This is a genomic window from Frigidibacter sp. SD6-1 (genome assembly GCF_030143255.1).
Taxonomy (GTDB): Bacteria; Pseudomonadota; Alphaproteobacteria; order Rhodobacterales; family Rhodobacteraceae; genus TMP-24.
This window is the reverse complement of record NZ_JARJNR010000001.1, coordinates 143,882-161,352: the sequence shown is the minus strand read 5'-3', so window position 1 is coordinate 161,352 and position 17,471 is coordinate 143,882. Positions and strand designations below refer to the sequence as shown.

Genomic DNA, 17,471 nt, shown 5'->3' with positions numbered 1-17,471 from the left:
ATGAAACCGATCCGTCTGGTCAGGGGCTTTCTGACGGTGGGGGCCTGGACGCTCCTTTCCCGCATCGCGGGGTTTGTCCGCGATGTTCTGACGGCGAACTATCTGGGCACCGGCCCGGTGGCAGAGGCCTTCCTTGTGGCCTTCTCTCTGCCCAACATGTTCCGGCGGTTCTTTGCCGAAGGGGCGTTCAACACCGCTTTCGTGCCGATCTTCTCGAAAAAGCTGGAAGGCGGCGAGGATGCGAAGCGCTTCGCCGAGGATGCGATGACGGGGCTGGCGCTGGTCGTCACGCTCTTTTCCATCGTCGCGATGGTGGCAATGCCCTGGCTAGTGCTTGCCATGGCGAGCGGCTTTGCCGGGGATGAAAGGCTGGCGATCGCCACCGAGTACGGCCGCATCTGTTTTCCCTATATCCTGCTGATCTCGCTGACGGCGCTCCTCTCGGGCCTTCTGAACGCGGGCGGGCGCTTCATCGCGGCGGCGGGCGCGCCGGTCCTGTTGAACCTGATCTTCATCGCCGCGATGGTCTGGGCGGACCGGGCGGGTAGGGACATGGGGCTGACCATGGCCTGGGCGACACCCATCACCGGATTTGCGCAGCTGGCACTCGTCTGGGTCGCGGCGGCGCGGATGGGCTATCCGCTGCGCTTCCGCCGCCCAACGCTCTCGCCAGACATCCGCAGGCTCTTGTCGATCGCCTTTCCGGCGGTGTTGGCGGGGGGGGTCGTGCAGATCAACCTCTTGGTCGGCCGCCAGGTCGGTTCTTTCTTCGACGGCGCCATCGCCTGGCTCTCTTACGCCGACCGGCTGTATCAACTGCCGCTTGGCGTCGTCGGCATAGCCATCGGCATCGTGCTTCTGCCCGATATCTCGCGCCGCCTGAAGGCGGGCGACGTGGGCGGCAGCCGTCACGCCTTGTCCCGGGCGGTTGAATTCGGCCTGTTCCTCACGTTGCCAGCCGCCGTTGCGCTGGTGGTGATCCCGCTGCCGCTGATCTCGGTCCTCTACGAACGCGGCGCCTTCGGGGCAGACGATACGGCCGCGACGGCGCTGGCGCTTGCGGTCTATGGCGCGGGCCTGCCGGCCTTCGTGCTGCAGAAAGTGCTGCAGCCGCTTTACTTTGCCCGGGAAGACACGCGGACGCCGTTCCGCTTCGCGCTTCTGTCGATGGTGGTGAATGCGGGCCTTGCAATCGGGCTGGCACCCGTCTTCGGGTTCATCGCCGCTGCGATCGGCACAACGCTTTCGGGCTGGGTGATGGTCGCGCAGCTTTGGTGGGGGACACGGGCTATGGGCGAGGCGGCGCAGGGGGATCGGCGCATGTGCTCGCGCGCCTGGCGGATCGCCCTGTCATCGGCCCTGATGGGCCTCTTCCTGTGGTTTGCCGCCGCCTGGCTTGAGGGCGAGCTTGGCCAGGCGGGCCACCGCTATTGGGCGCTGGCGCTGCTCTGTCTCGCTGGATTTGCGGTCTATGGGATTGCCGCCTTGCTGACCGGCGCCTTCCGCCCGTCGGACCTGCGCGCGGGCCTCGCCCGGCCGGGGCGCTGAGACAGGGCAGGGCCGGATTGCGACAGCGGGCCTCCTCGTGCCCCTTCGGGGCTCGTCGGCATCCGCGAAGAGCGCACGCGAGGGCGCGATGAGCGGCTACCGGCGGCGAAGGCGGGCGAGGACCTGTTGCGGCCCGCCCGGCACCAGCAGGAACGACAGGCCGAAGCCCGCCGCGAAGCCGGCGAGATCGGCGATCCAGTCGGGCGCGCCGCCGAAGAGCATGCCGAAGAGAAGCTGCAACCCCAGAAGCGTTCCAATCAGCATGAAGGCGCGCGCCGAATTGTCGCCGGTCGAGCGGAGCCGCGCCCAGATCAGGAAGGTGAAGGCGCCGATCAGCCCGTAGGCGGCCGGATAGCCGCCGATCAGCCAGACCTCGAGCCCCGGCACCACCGAATAGACCAGCGCGCCCGCGATCCCCGCGCCGAAGAAGATCGCGAGGAAGGCCCATGGCCGGAACACCTCCGCCACCATCTTGCCGAGTGCCAGGGTGAAGATTGCGACGAACAGGGCGTGCACGAAGCTCGCGTGGAAGAAGAGATAGGTCACGAGGCGCTTGACGTAATCGCTGGTCCAGCTGCCCCGCGCGATCATCTCGTCCAGCATCTGCGGCGACAGCGCAAAGGTCTGCAACGCCCATTGCCGCCAGCCGATCGCCTGCGGCCCACCCGCAAGCCCCGAAGCACCAAGGCTGAGGACCACCTCGACCGCGATGATCGGCAAGAGCACCGCCCAGACCACGGGCGGCACCGGATTGAACGGCGGTTCCTGATAATCCTGCATGCCTCTCCCCTTCCCGGCGCCTTGTTGACGGCCCCCTCGCCCATGCGATACGCCAGCGGCGACCCGAAATCCAGCCGGAGCCTGCCCGATGAATGCCGCGCCCAAGTTCAAACCCCGCATCTTTTCGGGGATCCAGCCCTCGGGCGGGCTGACGCTCGGCAATTATCTGGGTGCGCTGAAGCGCTTCGTCGAGAAGCAGGACGAGGGGATCGAGACGATCTATTGCCTCGTCGATCTGCATGCGATCACCGTCTGGCAGGACCCGGTGAAACTGCGCGACCAGACACGCGAGGCGGCCGCCGGGTTCATCGCGGCGGGCATCGACCCCAAACGCTCGATCCTCTTCAACCAGTCCCAGGTGGCCGGTCACGCGCAGCTCGCGTGGATCTTCAACTGCGTCGCGCGCATGGGCTGGATGGGCCGCATGACCCAGTGGAAGGACAAGACCGCGGGCAAGAATGCCGAGGCCGAAAGCCTTGGCCTTTTCGCCTATCCCTCGCTAATGGCGGCCGACATCCTGCTGTATCATGCCACCCATGTGCCCGTGGGCGAGGATCAGAAGCAGCATCTGGAACTGACCCGCGACATCGCGGCGAAGTTCAATCACGATTATGGCGTCGATTTCTTCCCCATCACCGAGCCGGTGATCGAAGGCGCGGCGACGCGCGTGATGAGCCTGCGCGACGGCACGAAGAAAATGTCGAAATCCGATCCTTCGGACGCAAGCCGCATCAACCTGACCGACGATGCCGACATGATCGCGCAGAAGCTGAAGAAGGCCAAGACCGACCCCGCGCCCCTGCCCGAGACGCTGGAGGGGCTGAAGGACCGGCCCGAGGCGCGCAATCTTGTGAACATCTATGCAGCTCTTGCCGACAAGACGCCCGATGCTGTGGTGGGCGAATTCGCGGGCAAGGGTTTCGGCGCCTTCAAGCCCGCGCTCGCCGATCTGGCGGTGGCGCGGCTGGCGCCGATTGCCACCGAGATGAAACGGCTGATGGCCGACCCGGCCGAGATCGACCGGATTCTCGGCGACGGGGCGGAGCGGGCCGATGCGATCGCCCGTCCGATCCTCGACCGGACGCAGGAGATTGTCGGGATGATCCGGTCGCGCCGGAGTTGATTGTGCGATGGCGCACCGATCTGGTGCGCCATTTGCCACTTCCCTCAAATCATGCACAGGTCTATCTCTGGCGCATCACTCCAGGGAGACAGCCATGCCCTTCGAAGCTCCGGCCGGGACGATGATCGGCCATGTCCATCTGAAAGTCGCCGACCTCGACCGCGCCATCGGTTTTTACCGCGATGTGCTCGGGCTTCAGGTCATGCAGCGCTACGGCACGCAGGCCGCTTTCCTCTCGGCTGGCGGCTATCATCACCATATCGGCCTCAACACCTGGGACTCGAAGGGCGGCGAGCCCCCTGCCCCGGGCACCACGGGCCTTTACCATACGGCGATCCTTTATCCGTCGCGTCAGGCCTTGGCGCAGGCGCTGAAATCGGTGGTGGAGGCAGGTTGGCCGCTCGATGGCGCCTCTGACCACGGGGTCAGCGAGGCGATCTATCTGCGCGATCCCGATGGCAACGGCGTGGAAATATACCGCGACCGGCCCGAGGGCGAGTGGCCGCGCGACGCGGACGGCAATCTGAAGATGGTGACCGAGCGGCTCGATCTGCGCGCGCTTCTGGCGGAAGCGGCCTGAGCCGGCTGCCGGTCAGCAAAGATTAATCTCTGCACCCTAGCCTGCCCGTCGGTGGGAGAGGCGCGGAGAGCATATGGCTGGCTACAGCTTCGCAGGCCTTCTTGGCACCGGAAGTCCGACGTTTTCCACCAATGTCGTCGATCTGGACATCGTCTGGATCAATGGCCAGCCGCGTCTGGTGACGACCGCCCTGCCCGGCCCCGGCGCGGGCTATGCGCTTTATGACGTCGCGGGCGCGGGCCCCGGGTCTCTGGTCGCGCTGCAGGGCTATGCGGCGCCGATCCATCAGGGCACGCGGCCCGAGGTCCTGATCCTGCCGGATGTAGCCGGGACGGGCGCGCAGCTGATCGCGGCAGGCCTGACGCCCTCGGGCTGGGCGAGTTATGACCTGACGGCGGGCGGATTCGGGGCAAGCCTGAACCATCCGTTCAGCTTCGATCCGACGGCAGTGGCCGGCTATGCGGCGGGCGGGCACAATTACGTCTATCTGACCCCGGAAGGATCGGGCCGGCCGCTCGTCTACGACCTGTCCGACAGCGGCGCGATGACGCCCGTCGCGCCGCCCGCGAGCCTGCCGCCCGGCGCCAATGTCGACAGCCTTTCCGTGGCGGTTACAGGCCACGGCGACTATCTGCTCGCGGCCTCGGCCGCCGGGAACGTGCTGACCGCCTATGCGATCGGCGCAGGCGGCGCGATCACCCAGACAAGCCAGATTTCGGTCGACTTCGGCATCGGCTTTTCCAAGCCCACAGAGGTGGCGAGCGTCACGCTGCACGGCATGACCTATGTGGTCGCCGCCGCCTCCGAAAGCTCGTCGCTCTCCACGTTCCATCTCTTGCCGGGCGGGCTTCTCTATGAGGCCGACCATGTGGTCGACAATCTCTACACCCGCTTCGCGGGCGCGACGGCGCTCGCGAAGCTGGAGATTGCCGGGCGCGCCTTTGTCTTTGCCGGAGGATCGGATGACGGGATCGAGGTGATGACCATGCTGCCCGACGGGCGGCTCGTCTCGCTGATGACGATCACCGACAATGCCGCCATGTCGCTTGCCGACGTGACGGCGCTGAGCGCCGCGGTGATCGGCGGGCAGGTCAAGCTTTTCGCAGCCAGCGCGACCGAGGGCGGCATCAGCCAGATCGACCTTTCGCTCGGACCGTTTGGCATATCCCTCTACAAGGATGCGGGCGTGCAGACCGGCACGGGCGCGAACGACCTTTTGTTCGCAGGCGCCGCCACCACCGCGATCTATGGCGGCGGGGGCGAGGACCTGATCGTCGCGGGCGGCCCGGGTGGCGCGGCGGCGCTGTATGGCGGGGCGGGCAGCGATACGTTCCTTCTGTCGCCCAGCGCGTCCGAGATCTTCATCGGCGATTTTCAGGCAGGAATCGACAAGCTCGACCTGACAAGCTTTCCCAGACTGCGCTCGACCGACCAGCTGACGATAGTGCAGACCGCGACGGGCGCCATGATCACCTTTGGCGCCACCACCATCCGCCTGGCCAGCTTTGATGGAAATCCGATCCCTCTGTCGGCCTTCGGCCAGGTCCAGATGCTGAAACTCACGCATTTCAGCCCCACCAGTTCAACCGAACTCATGGTGGGCACCGCTGGCGCCGACAGTATGCGTGCAGCCGCCGAACCAACGAGCGTTTTCGGCCTGGATGGCGACGATACGCTCGCGGGCGGGCCCGGCACAGACGTTCTGGACGGCGGCAACGGCGCAGACCGGCTTACCGGTGGAGGAAATGCCGATCGGCTGCTCGGGCGGGGCGGCAGTGACCAGCTCCACGGCGAAACAGGCGACGATTCCATGATTGGCGGCGGCGGCAACGATTCGCTTTATGGCGGCGTAGGAAATGACACTGCCTATGGCGATGCCGGCTGCGACAAGCTGTTCCTCGGCGACGGCGACGACGTGGGTTTCGGCGGCAGCGAGGCGGACAGCCTTTGGGGCGGTATCGGCGCTGACACTGTGTGGGCGGGAGGCGGCAACGACCTGCTTTTCGGCGAAGATGGCGACGATTTCCTTTCCGGCGATGACGGCAATGATGACCTGCGTGGTGGTAACGGCGATGACATCCTGTCTGGCGGACAGGGAAATGATATCCTCTGGGGCGAGCTTGGCAGGGATACGCTTGTCGGCGGTCCCGGAAATGACAGGCTCCTGGCCGGATCCGACGATGACGCGATCTACGGCAACGATGGTGACGATCTGGTCGCAGGAATGCTGGGCGATGACCGGCTCGACGGTGGCGCAGGCAATGATACGCTCGACCTTGGGCCCGGAAACGACACGGCTTTCGGCGGCGCCGATGGCGACCTGATCGCCGGCTTCGACGGCGACGACCTGATCTATGGCGGCAGCGGCGCCGATCGCGTCTTCGGATCAGATGGGTCCGACACGATAAACGGGGACGAGGATGCCGACAGCCTGTTCGGCGAGGGTGGCGACGATCTGTTGGTCGGCGGAACGGGGGCAGATTCCATCATCGGCGGCCTCGGAAACGATCAGCTCATGGGTGGCGACGACAACGACAGGCTTGTCGATACGTCCGGCCACAATTTGCTCGGCGGTGATGGCGGCGACGATTTTATCGTGGCTGGCCAGGGCAATGATACGCTCGATGGCGGCGCCGGCAATGACACGCTCAATGGCGGTGCCGGCGTCAATGCCCTGTACGGCGGCGACGGGCGCGACACGATATTCTTGGTTGGGAGCAGTGACATCGCCTACGGCGGCGACGGGGAAGACCGGATTTTCGCGGTGAACGGATCCGCCCTGATCCACGGCGGCCGGGGAAATGATTTCGTCAGCGGCTCGGGTGCGGCGGACAGCATCAACGGCGGCTGGGGCGACGACACGCTGTATGGCCGCGCCGGTAGCGACGTGATCGACTGCGGCGGGAACGATGATCTTGCAAACGGCAATAATGGGAATGACAGTATCCTCGGTGATGTCGGCAGAGATACGCTCCATGGCGAACAGGGCGACGACCTGCTTGACGGCGGAGCCGACAACGACTGGCTCTATGGAGGCGCAGGAAGCGACCTCCTGACAGGGGGCGAGGGCCGCGACTGGCTGGTCGGGGGCGAAGGGGCCGATATTTTCCGTTTCCTCGCCCCGACCGAGATGGGGTTCGGCAGCGGCTCCGACACGATCGCGGATTTCACCAGAGGGCTCGACCTTCTGGATTTTTCCGGTCTTGGCCTGCATTTCGCGGGCACATCCTTCACCGGCGCTGCGAACCAGTTGATCTACACGGTCTCGGGTGGCAGCGCGACGGTGTGGCTCGACGTCAACGGCGACGGCACCGCCGACCTCTCGCTGCGCCTGACCGGCGTCTCGTGGCTCTCGGCGGGTGACTTCATCCTCGCCTGAACCGCGATCCCGCGATTGCCTTCGGGCCGCCGCCACGACATGATGGCCGGGCCTTGAGGGGATCCGAATGCGCAAGTTTCTTGTCGTCCTGGACGATACACGCGAATGTCTGAACGCGATGCGCTTTGCCGCGCTGCGCGCCGCCCATACCGGCGGGGGGGTGACGATCCTCTCGATCGTCCAGCCCGACGATGTTCCTCATTTCATGGGCGTTGCCGATCTGATGCGCCAGGAAGCCCGCGAACGGATCGAGGCGCATTTCGAGGTCTTCGCCAAATGGATGCGCGACCGGCAGGGGATCGACCCGGAACTGGTGATCCGCGAGGGCGAGCCGGTGGCCGAGATCCTCGGGCTGATCCGCGAGGATGGCGAGATCGGCGTTCTGGTCCTTGGCGCGGGCACCGACAAGAACGGGCCCGGCCCGCTTGTCACGCAACTCTCGCGGTCCTCGGGCAACCTGCCGATCCCGATCACCATTGTCCCCGGCGACATGTCGAAGGAACGGCTGGAAAGCATCACCTGAGGCTGCCGGCGCCGCTTTTAGAACCGTTCCAATCCTTGACTTCGCCCCGGTCGGGGCGCATATCCGACTGGAATAGTAGGAAAGCTCCGCCATGTTCATCCAGACCGAATCCACCCCGAACCCCGCGACGCTGAAATTCCTGCCCGGCCAGACGGTGCTGGAGGTGGGCACCGCCGACTTCCCGTCCGCCGACGCGGCCGGAAAATCCCCGCTCGCCCGCCGCATCTTCGCGGTCGAGGGCGTGGGTGGCGTATTCCTTGGCTCTGATTTCGTGACGGTGACCAAGGCCGATGCGGTGGACTGGACCCATATCAAGCCCGCGATCCTCGGCGCGATCATGGAACATTTCCAGTCCGGCGCCCCGGTGATGGAGGGCGAGGCGGCGCCCGGCGACGGCCATGCGCGCCATGACGGGCCGGACGAGGAAATCGTCAACCAGATCAAGGAACTCCTGGATACGCGCGTGCGCCCGGCGGTGGCGCAGGACGGCGGCGACATCACCTTCCACGGCTTCGATCGCGGCGTGGTCTATCTGCATATGCAGGGCTCCTGCGCCGGCTGCCCCTCCTCGACGCTGACGCTGAAGATGGGGATCGAGAATCTTCTGCGCCATTACATCCCCGAAGTGACCGAGGTGCGGCCCGTTGCCGCCTGAGGCGCTGATCCTTGCCTTCGACACGTCGGCCGCGCATTGCGCGGCCGCGCTCGTCTTGGGCGACAGGGTTCTGTCCGAGCGGACCGAAGAGATGGCAACGGGGCAGGCGGAACGGCTTTTCCCGATGCTGGAGGCGATGCTTGCCGAGGCGGGCCACGGCTGGGCCGACCTGATCGCGATCGGAGTGGGCACTGGCCCGGGCAATTTCACCGGGGTGCGGCTGTCGGTGTCGGCGGCGCGCGGGCTGTCGCTGTCGCTTGGGGTTCCGGCGCTGGGCGTGTCGAGCCTCGAAGCGCTGGCACATGGGGTCGAAAGGCCCTGCATCACCAGCCTCGATGCGCGGCAAGACAGGCTTTATGTCCAGCTTTTCCACCCGGCGCATGTCACCATCCCGGTGCTGTGTGACCTGGATACCTTGCCGGATATCCCGGCCACTACCCGGCCGGTCTGCATCGGTCATCAGGCCGGGGAGATCGCGGCGCGTATCGGTGGCCGGGCGCAGGCGCAAAGGCAGAGCCTGCCCGTCGCCATCGCGCAGATTGCTCATGCCCGCCATGCCGTTCCGGCCGACCCGCCTGCCCCTCTCTACCTGCGCCCCGCCGATGCCGCCCCGCCGCGTCAGGCGCCACCGGTGATCCTGCCGTGATCCCCGCGCCAGAGGCGCTTGCCGCGCTTCATGCGGCGGCCTTCACCGTCCCGCGCCCCTGGTCGGCCGAGGAAATCGCGGCGCTTCTTGCCGATCCGCTCTGTCTTCTGGCCCATCGCCCCGAGGGCTTCGCGCTCGCCCGTGCCGTCGCGGGTGAGGCGGAGCTTCTGACCATCGCCGTTCATCCGGACGCGCGGGGTCGGGGCGTCGGCACGGCGCTGCTTGCCGAACTGCTCGGCCTCGCCCGCGACCGGGCGGCCGAGCGCATGTTCCTCGAGGTCGCGGCGAGCAATGAGTCGGCCATCCGGCTTTACCAGGCGGCAGGTTTCACCCGGATCGGGCTTCGCCGGGGCTATTTCGCCGACGGAGCGGCCCGGACAGACGCGCTGGTACTGTCTTGTGACCTTGCGGCACCCGCATCATAGAGCCTTGATGGCGCTAACAAATTTGACCTTCCGGTCAAATTTGCCTGTCAAGCCCCGAGAATCCTGTTGACCGCTCCACGCCCTTCGGCGCTAATCAGACCGATCCGACAGAGATCGCCCCGCCCCGGCGGGGCCGTCCGCAATTGGACCGATGTTCATTCAGGGAGCCAGACATGAGCCTCATGCACAAATTCCTCGGCGCTGCCGCCACGCTTGCACTGACTGCCGGCCTCGCCTCTGCCGATCCGGCGATCATCTTCGATCTTGGCGGCAAGTTCGACAAGTCGTTCAACGAAGCCGCCTTCAACGGCGCGCAGCGCTGGGAAGCCGAGACCGGCGGCACGTTCAAGCAACTGGAAATGCAGTCGGAAGCCCAGCGCGAACAGGCGCTGCGCCGCCTTGCGGAAGCAGGCGCCAACCCGGTCGTGATGACCGGCTTTGCCTTTGCCGACGTCCTGTCGAAGGTCGCGCCGGATTTCCCCGACACCAAGTTCGCAATCGTCGACGTCGATTGGCTGGACCTGCCCAACGTTCAGCAGGTTTCGTTCGCGGAACATGAAGGCAGCTACCTGGTGGGCATGATGGCCGCGATGGCGTCGAAGTCCGGCACCGTCGGCTTCATCGGCGGCATGGACGTGCCGCTGATCAGCAAGTTCGCCTGCGGCTATGTCCAGGGTGTGAAGGCGGCTAATCCGGATGCAACCGTGATCCAGAACATGACCGGCACCACCCCGGCGGCCTGGAACGACCCGGTCAAGGGTGCGGAACTGGCCAAGGCGCAGAAGTCGCAAGGTGCCGACGTGATCTATGCCGCTGCGGGCGGCACGGGCATCGGCGTTCTGCAGGCCGCCGCCGACGAAGGCATCCTGTCGATCGGCGTCGATTCGAACCAGAACCACCTGCATCCGGGCCAGGTTCTGACCTCGATGCTGAAGCGTGTGGACAATGCCGTTTATGACGCGTTCAAGGCGGGCGCCGATCTGGAAACCGGCACTGTCCGCGTCATGAACCTCGCGTCCGAAGGCGTGGGCTATGCGCTGGATGACAATAACGCCGCGCTGGTGACGCCGGAGATGAAGGCCGCCGTGGATGCCGCCGCCGAGAAGATCAAGTCGGGCGAAATCCAGGTGCATGACTTCACGACCGACAGCGCCTGCCCGGTCCAGTGAGCTGACCGATGACGGGGGGAGCACCGGAGGGGCGGCAGGCAACTGCCGCTCCCGCGATCGAATTGCGCGGCATCTCGAAAGCCTTCGGCCCGGTGCAGGCCAACAAGGACATTTCGATCGCCGTGCCCAAGGGCACGATCCACGGCATCATCGGCGAGAACGGCGCGGGCAAATCCACGCTGATGTCGATCCTGTACGGTTTCTACAAGGCCGACGCGGGCCAGATCCTGATCGACGGCCGCCCGACCGCCATCCCCGACAGCCAGGCCGCGATCCGCGCGGGTATCGGCATGGTTTTCCAGCATTTCAAGCTGGTGCAGAATTTCACCGTTCTTGAAAACGTGGTCCTCGGCGTCGAGGACGGGCCGCTTCTCAACTCGTCGCTTGCCAAGGCGCGCAAGGTCCTGACCGACCTGTCGCAGGAATATGAGCTGGACGTCGATCCCGACGCGCTGATCGAGGACCTCTCGGTCGGCCACCAGCAGCGCGTGGAAATCCTCAAGGCGCTTTACCGGCAGGCCGATATCCTGATCCTGGACGAGCCCACGGGCGTTCTGACCCCGTCGGAGGCCGATCACCTGTTCCGTATCCTCAAGGGTTTGAAGGAACAGGGGAAAACCATCATCGTCATCACCCACAAGCTGCGCGAGATCATCGAGAATACCGACAATGTCAGCGTCATGCGGCGCGGCACGATGGTCGGGCATGTCAGGACCGCCGAGACGAGCCCCGAGGAACTGGCCGAGCTGATGGTCGGCCGCAAGGTGCTGCTGGAAGTCGAGAAGGCCCCGGCCACGCCCGGCGACGTGGTCCTGAAGGTCGAGAACCTGCGCGTTGTGGATGACGCAAAGGTCGAGCGGTTGAAGGGCGTGTCGTTCGAGATCCGCAAGGGCGAGATCCTCGGCATCGCGGGTGTCGCGGGCAACGGCCAATCGGAACTTCTGGCCGCCCTTGGCGGTATCCAGAAGGCGACCGGCAAGGTCACGCTGAAAGGCGCCGACCTGCCCCTCTCCGGCCCCGGCGCCGACGGGCGGTCGCGCCGCGAGGCGGGGCTTGGCCATATTCCCGAAGACCGCCAGGTCCTTGGCCTGATCATGGATTTCTCTGCCTGGGAGAATGTGGCCTTCGGCTATCACAACGATCCGCGCTATCAGAAGAACGCGCTTCTGATGGACAACGAGGCGATCCGCGCCGATACCGAGAAGAAGATGCAGACCTTCGACGTGCGCCCGCCGATCGCCAGCCTGCCTGCCAAGAGCTTCTCGGGCGGCAACCAGCAGAAGATCGTCGTGGCCCGCGAGATCGAAAGCGACCCGGATGTGCTTCTGGTCGGCCAGCCGACGCGCGGGGTCGATATCGGCGCCATCGAGTTCATTCACAAGCGCATCATCGAATTGAGGGACGCGGGCAAGGCGATCCTTCTGGTCTCGGTCGAACTCGATGAGATCATGAGCCTGTCGGACCGTATCGCCGTCATGTTCGATGGCCACCTGATGGGCTCCGGCCCCACCGCGACCGCAAGCCAGACCGGGATAGGCTGTCTTATGGCGGGCCTAGGCGGCAAGGATACACGTGCGATGGCAGGTTGGACGATTTCGGACGCCACCGCACCGGAGGAAGCGGCATGACCAGATTACCGCGCTGGGCAGACCTGGTCCTTGTCCCGCTCATCAGCCTTCTGCTGGCAGCGATCTTTTCGGCCATCGTGCTGCTGGCTATCGGGCAAAGCCCGATGGAGGCGATGAAGGTGATGGTCGAGGGCGCCGTGGGCTCGCCCTATGCCTGGGGCTATACGCTTTACTATGCCACAAGCTTCATCTTCACCGGCCTTGCGGTGACGGTCGCCTTCCATGGCAGCCTGTTCAACATCGGCGGTGAAGGTCAGGCGCAGCTGGGCGGGCTTGGCGTGGCGCTTGTCTGCCTGTCGATCAACTGGCCGCACTGGGCGCTGGCGCTGCCGGCGGCGATGATCGGCGCGGCCTTGTTCGGCGCGGCCTGGGCGGCGATACCGGCCTATCTGCAGGCCAAGCGCGGCAGCCATATCGTGATCACCACGATCATGTTCAACTATATCGCCTCGGCGCTGATGATCTATCTTCTGGTCAATGTGCTGCGCCCGGCCGGGCAGATGGACCCGGCCTCGGCCAACTTCCCCGAAGGAACGGCGCTGCCGACCCTGCATGAGATACCGGGCCTGAGCCTGATCTTCACCAAACAGGTGCCCGCGAACGTGACCTTCTTCATCGCGCTGATCTGCGCCTATCTGGTCTGGGTCCTCTTGTGGCGCACGCGGCTTGGCTATGAAATCCGCGCCTTCGGCAAGTCCGAGAAAGCAGCGGCCTATGCGGGGATCTCGCCCTTCAGGATCATCATGGTCGCCATGCTGATCTCGGGCGGGCTGTCGGGGCTGATGGCAATCAACAATGTGATGGGGGAAAGCGGGCGGCTCTTGCAGAACGCGTCGGAAGGCGCGGGCTTCATCGGCATCGCGGTCGCGCTGATGGGGCGCAACCATCCGGTGGGCGTGATCCTTGCCGCGATCCTTTTCGGCTTCCTCTTTCAGGGCGGCGCGGAGCTGGGCCTCTGGACCTCGATCCCGATCGAACTGAGGACGGTCGTGCAGGGCCTGGTGATCCTCTTCACCGGGGCGCTTGACCAGATGGTGCGGATGATGCTGGGCCTCGTCTTCCGCCCGAGCCTCGCGAAAGGGGCGGCGTGATGGATTACGATACACTCCTGCAGATCCTCGGCGCCTCGATCCGCTTCGGCACGCCCTTGCTGCTGGCCTGTCTTGCCGGGCTTTATTCCGAACGCGCGGGGATTTTCGATATCGGGCTCGAGGGCAAGATGCTGATGGCCGCGATGAGCACGGGCGCGGTCGCCGCGATCACCGGGTCGGTCTGGATCGGGCTTCTGGCGGGGATCGCCGGATCGCTGGCCTTCGCGCTCGTGCATGGCATGGCCTCGATCACCTTCCGGGGCAATCAGCTGATCTCTGGCGTGGCGCTGAATTTCGTCGCCTCGGGCATCACCGTGCTGATCGCGCAGGCGCTCTTCCGCCAGGGCGGCCGCACGCCGCCCCTGAGCGGCGAGGGCCGCTTCAATCCGATCACGCTGCCTTTCGCCGAGGCGCTCTCGTCGGTGCCGCTGTTCGGCCCCTTCTATGCGAAGGTCCTGTCAGGCCATGTGATCCTGGTCTATGTCGCCTTCCTTCTGGTGCCCTTGACCTGGTGGGTCCTCTACCGCACGCGCTTCGGCCTACGCCTCCGGGCTGTTGGCGAAAACCCGGCCTCGGTCGATACGGCCGGTGTCTCGGTCGTGCGCCTCAGGTTCTCGGCGGTGATCATCACCGGGGTGCTCTGCGGCCTTGCGGGCGCCTATATGTCGGCGGGCCTGCAGGCGGGCTTCGGGCGCGAGATGACGGCAGGGCGCGGCTATATCGCGCTTGCCGCGCTCATCTTCGCGAAATGGCGGCCTTGGGCGGCCCTCTGGGCAACGATGCTTTTCGGCTTCCTGAGCGCGCTGTCGCTGCGCCCCGACGTGATCAGCAATACGATCGGGATCGACATTCCCGGTCCGGCGCTTGACGCGCTGCCCTATGTGCTGACCGTCCTCGCGCTCGCGGGCTTCGTCGGCCGCGCCATCCCGCCCCGCGCGGGCGGCGAGCCCTATGTGAAGGAGCGCTGAGCCAAGCGCGGGCCTCGTCGAGCGCTGCGCGCACTTCTCGGGGCCCGCGCGACCGACGAGTGCACGAAGTGCTTCGAGGAGGCCGCGCGGCGGGGCTGAACCGGCCAATTGACGCGCTTTGTGAGTCCCTGTTGCAATCCTGACCGAAAACGTGACCGGATCACGGGGATTTTTTCCCTTCTGCCTTTGACAGTCCGGAAAACTCGCCGCATCACGGGGGATAAGTCTTCACCCCTGCCATGACAGGCCGCGATGCAGTTTTATCTGCCGATTGCCGAGGTTTCCGTGAATGCCTTCGTGCTCTTCGGGCTCGGCGGCATCGTGGGTATCCTGTCGGGCCTCTTCGGGGTCGGCGGCGGCTTCATCATCACGCCGCTTCTCTTCTTCATCGGAATTCCGCCGACGGTCGCGGTCGCGACCGGCGCCAATCAGGTGGTGGCCTCCTCGGTCTCGGGCGTGCTCGCGCATCTCAAGCGCAAGACGGTCGATATCCGCATGGGCACGGTTCTCCTCGCAGGCGGCATGGCCGGATCGGCCTCGGGCATCTGGCTTTTCAACTATCTCTCGCGCATGGGCCAGATCGACCTGACGGTACAGCTGGCCTATGTGCTGTTCCTCGGAACGGTCGGCGCGATGATGCTGCAGGAAAGCCTGCGCGCGCTCAGGCGCTCGAAGAATGCCGCGCCGATCAAGCGGCATCAGCACATGTGGGTGCACAAGCTGCCCTTCAAGATGAAATTCCGCACCTCTGGCCTTTACATCAGCGTGATCCCGCCGCTGCTGGTCGGCTTCTTCGTGGGCGTTCTGGCGGCGGTGATGGGCGTGGGCGGCGGGTTCCTGATGGTGCCCGCGATGATCTACATCCTTGGCATGCCGACCAAGGTCGTCGTCGGCACATCGCTTTTCCAGATCATCTTCGTCGCCGCCTTCACCACCTTCATGCATGCCTGGACCAACCAGTCGGTGGACCTGATGCTGGCGCTGATGCTGATCCTCGGCGGGGTCATCGGCGCCCAGATCGGCGCGCAGCTGGCCCTGCGGCTCCGGGCCGAACATCTGCGCGTGCTCCTCGCCCTTCTCGTCCTGTCGGTGGCGGGAAAGCTGGCCTATGACCTTCTGGTTCAGCCCGACGATCTCTATTCGATCGCCGTCGGTGGCAGGGCATGAAGCGCCTGGTCCTCATCTTTTTCCTGGCGCTCGCGGGGCCCCTTCTCGCCGAGGAGGATGTGGTCGCGGGCCTCAGCCAGGACCGGATCGACATCACCGCGAATTTCGACGGGTCCGACATATTGATCTATGGCGCGGTCAAGCGCGATGCGCCGGTGCCCGGGGGCACGATGGATGTGATCATCACCCTCGAAGGGCCGGGCGAGGCCGAGGTGGTGCGGCGCAAGGCCCGCGTCTTCGGCCTGTGGATCAACACCGACAAGGTGGTGATCGACCGGGCGCCGAGCTTTTACGCGGTGGCGACGACCGGTGCCTTTTCCGACATCATCTCGGACACCGAGGACCTGCGCCACGCGATTTCGATCCCGCGCGCCATCCGCTCGGTCGGCGCCCCGCACACCATCCAGGATGCGCCCGCCTTCACCGAAGCGCTGATCCGCATCCGCGAGGCGCGCCATCTCTATTCGCTGGAACAATATGCGGTGCGCCTGACCGAGCAGACGCTCTTCCGCGCCGATTTCGACCTGCCCGCGAACCTTGTCGAGGGCAATTACAAGACCCGAATCTTCCTTCTGCGGGACAAGCGGGTCGTGAACCTTTACGAAAAGACGATCTTCGTCCGCAAGGTCGGGCTGGAACGCTGGCTTTTCAACCTGTCGCGCCAGCAACCCGCCGCCTACGGATTGCTCGCGCTGGTCATCGCGGCGCTTGCAGGCTGGGGCGCCTCGGCGGGCTTCCGTCTCTTGCGCAGGTAAGGTCAGCCCCTGCCGACGAAGGGCATCTTCGTCGCCATGATCGTCAGGTTCAGGACATTGGCCGTGAGCGGCAGCGTGGCCATGCCATGGACGGCATCAGCGACATGGGCGACATCCATCAGGGGTTCGGGCCGGACGGACCCGTCGGCCTGCTTCGCCCCCTGCCCCAGCGCGCTTGCCAGTTCAGTTTCGGCATTGCCGATATCGATCTGGCCGCAGGCAATGTCGAAGGGCCGCCCGTCGAGCGCCAGCACCCTGGTCAGGCCGGTGACCGCATGTTTCGTCACCGTATAGCCGAGCGAGCCGGGCCGCGGGGCATGGGCCGAGATCGAGCCATTGTTGATGATCCGTCCGCCGTGAGGCACCTGCGCCCGCATCTGGCGGAAGGCGGCGCGGGCGGCATGGACCATGCCGCTCAGGTTCACATCGACGACCCTGTGCCAGTCGGCCAGGTCCATCTCGTCGATCAGACCGGTCTTCGGGAAGATGCCTGCATTGTTGAACAGGACGTCGATCCGCCCGAACTGCCGGGCCGTCGCGGTAAAGGCCGCATCGACCGCCGACACGTCGGCGACGTCGCAGGCAAGGGCGAGCGCGTTCGCCCGACCGCCCGCCACTTCGCCCAGCACAGCGCGGCGGCGCGCGAGAAGCGCCACGTTCCAACCCGCATCGAGAAAGCGTTCGGCGACTGCCCGGCCGATCCCGGCAGAGGCGCCGGTGACGACAAGCGTGCCGGGCGCGGCCATTCAGAAGGCCTTGAAGGTCATGGTGGTCAGCGTCCGGCTGATGCCGTCGATCCCGAAGAGCCTTTCGTTCAGCCAATGGCCGACATCGGCCTCTTCGGGGATATAGACCTTGGCGATCAGGTCATATTCACCGGAGGTCGAATAAAGCTCCGACACGACCTCGCGGTCATAGATCGCATCGGCAACCTCGTAGGTCTTGCCGGGATGGCAGCGGAACTGGACGAAAACGCAGCGCATGGGCGAACTCCCTCGTTTCAGGCGAGACTAGAAGGTTTGGCTGCCGACCGG

General features: G+C 65.5%; 17 protein-coding genes. 14 read left to right on the top strand and 3 right to left on the bottom strand.

From position 1 onward, the window contains the following. Nucleotides 1-1,548 carry a murein biosynthesis integral membrane protein MurJ gene (murJ, locus tag P0645_RS00810; RefSeq protein WP_284162648.1) on the top strand — a complete coding sequence of 516 codons (1,548 nt, stop codon included), beginning with the start codon at nucleotides 1-3 and terminating at the stop codon, nucleotides 1,546-1,548. A gap of 96 nt (nucleotides 1,549-1,644) precedes the next feature. Here the strand turns inward: murJ and P0645_RS00805 are convergent, their stop codons facing one another. Beyond that, on the bottom strand, nucleotides 1,645-2,328 hold the full coding sequence (locus P0645_RS00805; RefSeq protein ID WP_284162647.1) for a rhomboid family intramembrane serine protease: 684 nt from the start codon (nucleotides 2,326-2,328) through the stop codon (nucleotides 1,645-1,647). Between the two features lie 88 nt (nucleotides 2,329-2,416). On the opposite strand from P0645_RS00805, the gene trpS reads away from it, so the two are divergent. From trpS to P0645_RS00740, 13 genes are all read left to right on the top strand, one after another. Next, nucleotides 2,417-3,451, top strand: coding sequence for a tryptophan--tRNA ligase (gene trpS, locus P0645_RS00800; RefSeq protein WP_284162646.1), 1,035 nt, complete (start codon nucleotides 2,417-2,419; stop codon nucleotides 3,449-3,451). 94 nt (nucleotides 3,452-3,545) lie between these two features. Next, nucleotides 3,546-4,031 (top strand): VOC family protein, encoded by a 486-nt coding sequence (locus P0645_RS00795; RefSeq protein WP_284162645.1) that lies wholly within the window; start codon nucleotides 3,546-3,548, stop codon nucleotides 4,029-4,031. Nucleotides 4,032-4,104: 73 nt separating this feature from the next. Then, a complete protein-coding gene (locus P0645_RS00790) occupies nucleotides 4,105-7,410 on the top strand; it encodes a calcium-binding protein (RefSeq protein WP_284162644.1) in 3,306 nt (1,101 codons plus the stop codon). A 67-nt stretch (nucleotides 7,411-7,477) separates the two neighbouring features. Then, nucleotides 7,478-7,933 carry a universal stress protein gene (locus tag P0645_RS00785; RefSeq protein WP_284162643.1) on the top strand — a complete coding sequence of 152 codons (456 nt, stop codon included), beginning with the start codon at nucleotides 7,478-7,480 and terminating at the stop codon, nucleotides 7,931-7,933. A 91-nt stretch (nucleotides 7,934-8,024) separates the two neighbouring features. Beyond that, nucleotides 8,025-8,588: a NifU family protein gene (locus P0645_RS00780; protein ID WP_284162642.1), complete on the top strand. Its 564-nt coding sequence runs from the start codon at nucleotides 8,025-8,027 to the stop codon at nucleotides 8,586-8,588. Then, on the top strand, nucleotides 8,578-9,234 hold the full coding sequence (gene tsaB, locus P0645_RS00775; RefSeq protein WP_284162641.1) for a tRNA (adenosine(37)-N6)-threonylcarbamoyltransferase complex dimerization subunit type 1 TsaB: 657 nt from the start codon (nucleotides 8,578-8,580) through the stop codon (nucleotides 9,232-9,234). Before P0645_RS00780 ends, tsaB begins: the two co-directional genes overlap by 11 nt. After that, entirely contained in the window at nucleotides 9,231-9,659 is a 429-nt protein-coding gene (gene rimI / locus P0645_RS00770) for a ribosomal protein S18-alanine N-acetyltransferase (RefSeq protein WP_284162640.1), read from the top strand. Before tsaB ends, rimI begins: the two co-directional genes overlap by 4 nt. 173 nt (nucleotides 9,660-9,832) lie before the next feature. Next, nucleotides 9,833-10,828, top strand: coding sequence for a BMP family lipoprotein (locus tag P0645_RS00765; protein WP_284162639.1), 996 nt, complete (start codon nucleotides 9,833-9,835; stop codon nucleotides 10,826-10,828). A gap of 8 nt (nucleotides 10,829-10,836) precedes the next feature. Then, nucleotides 10,837-12,456 carry an ABC transporter ATP-binding protein gene (locus P0645_RS00760; protein WP_284162638.1) on the top strand — a complete coding sequence of 540 codons (1,620 nt, stop codon included), beginning with the start codon at nucleotides 10,837-10,839 and terminating at the stop codon, nucleotides 12,454-12,456. After that, nucleotides 12,453-13,547 carry an ABC transporter permease gene (locus P0645_RS00755; RefSeq protein WP_284162637.1) on the top strand — a complete coding sequence of 365 codons (1,095 nt, stop codon included), beginning with the start codon at nucleotides 12,453-12,455 and terminating at the stop codon, nucleotides 13,545-13,547. Before P0645_RS00760 ends, P0645_RS00755 begins: the two co-directional genes overlap by 4 nt. Beyond that, nucleotides 13,547-14,515 carry an ABC transporter permease gene (locus P0645_RS00750; RefSeq protein ID WP_284162636.1) on the top strand — a complete coding sequence of 323 codons (969 nt, stop codon included), beginning with the start codon at nucleotides 13,547-13,549 and terminating at the stop codon, nucleotides 14,513-14,515. The genes P0645_RS00755 and P0645_RS00750 overlap by 1 nt, the downstream gene beginning before the upstream one ends. Before the next feature lie 252 nt (nucleotides 14,516-14,767). After that, a complete protein-coding gene (locus P0645_RS00745; RefSeq protein ID WP_284162635.1) occupies nucleotides 14,768-15,682 on the top strand; it encodes a sulfite exporter TauE/SafE family protein in 915 nt (304 codons plus the stop codon). After that, the gene (locus P0645_RS00740; RefSeq protein ID WP_284162634.1) at nucleotides 15,679-16,437 is read left to right on the top strand and encodes a TIGR02186 family protein; all 759 of its coding nucleotides are present in this window, start codon (nucleotides 15,679-15,681) and stop codon (nucleotides 16,435-16,437) included. Before P0645_RS00745 ends, P0645_RS00740 begins: the two co-directional genes overlap by 4 nt. Nucleotides 16,438-16,439: 2 nt before the next feature. Here the strand turns inward: P0645_RS00740 and P0645_RS00735 are convergent, their stop codons facing one another. Together P0645_RS00735 and P0645_RS00730 are read right to left on the bottom strand one after the other, a co-directional pair. After that, nucleotides 16,440-17,183, bottom strand: coding sequence for an SDR family oxidoreductase (locus P0645_RS00735; RefSeq protein ID WP_284162633.1), 744 nt, complete (start codon nucleotides 17,181-17,183; stop codon nucleotides 16,440-16,442). After that, nucleotides 17,184-17,420: an Lrp/AsnC family transcriptional regulator gene (locus P0645_RS00730; protein WP_284162632.1), complete on the bottom strand. Its 237-nt coding sequence runs from the start codon at nucleotides 17,418-17,420 to the stop codon at nucleotides 17,184-17,186. Nucleotides 17,421-17,471: the final 51 nt, after the last annotated feature.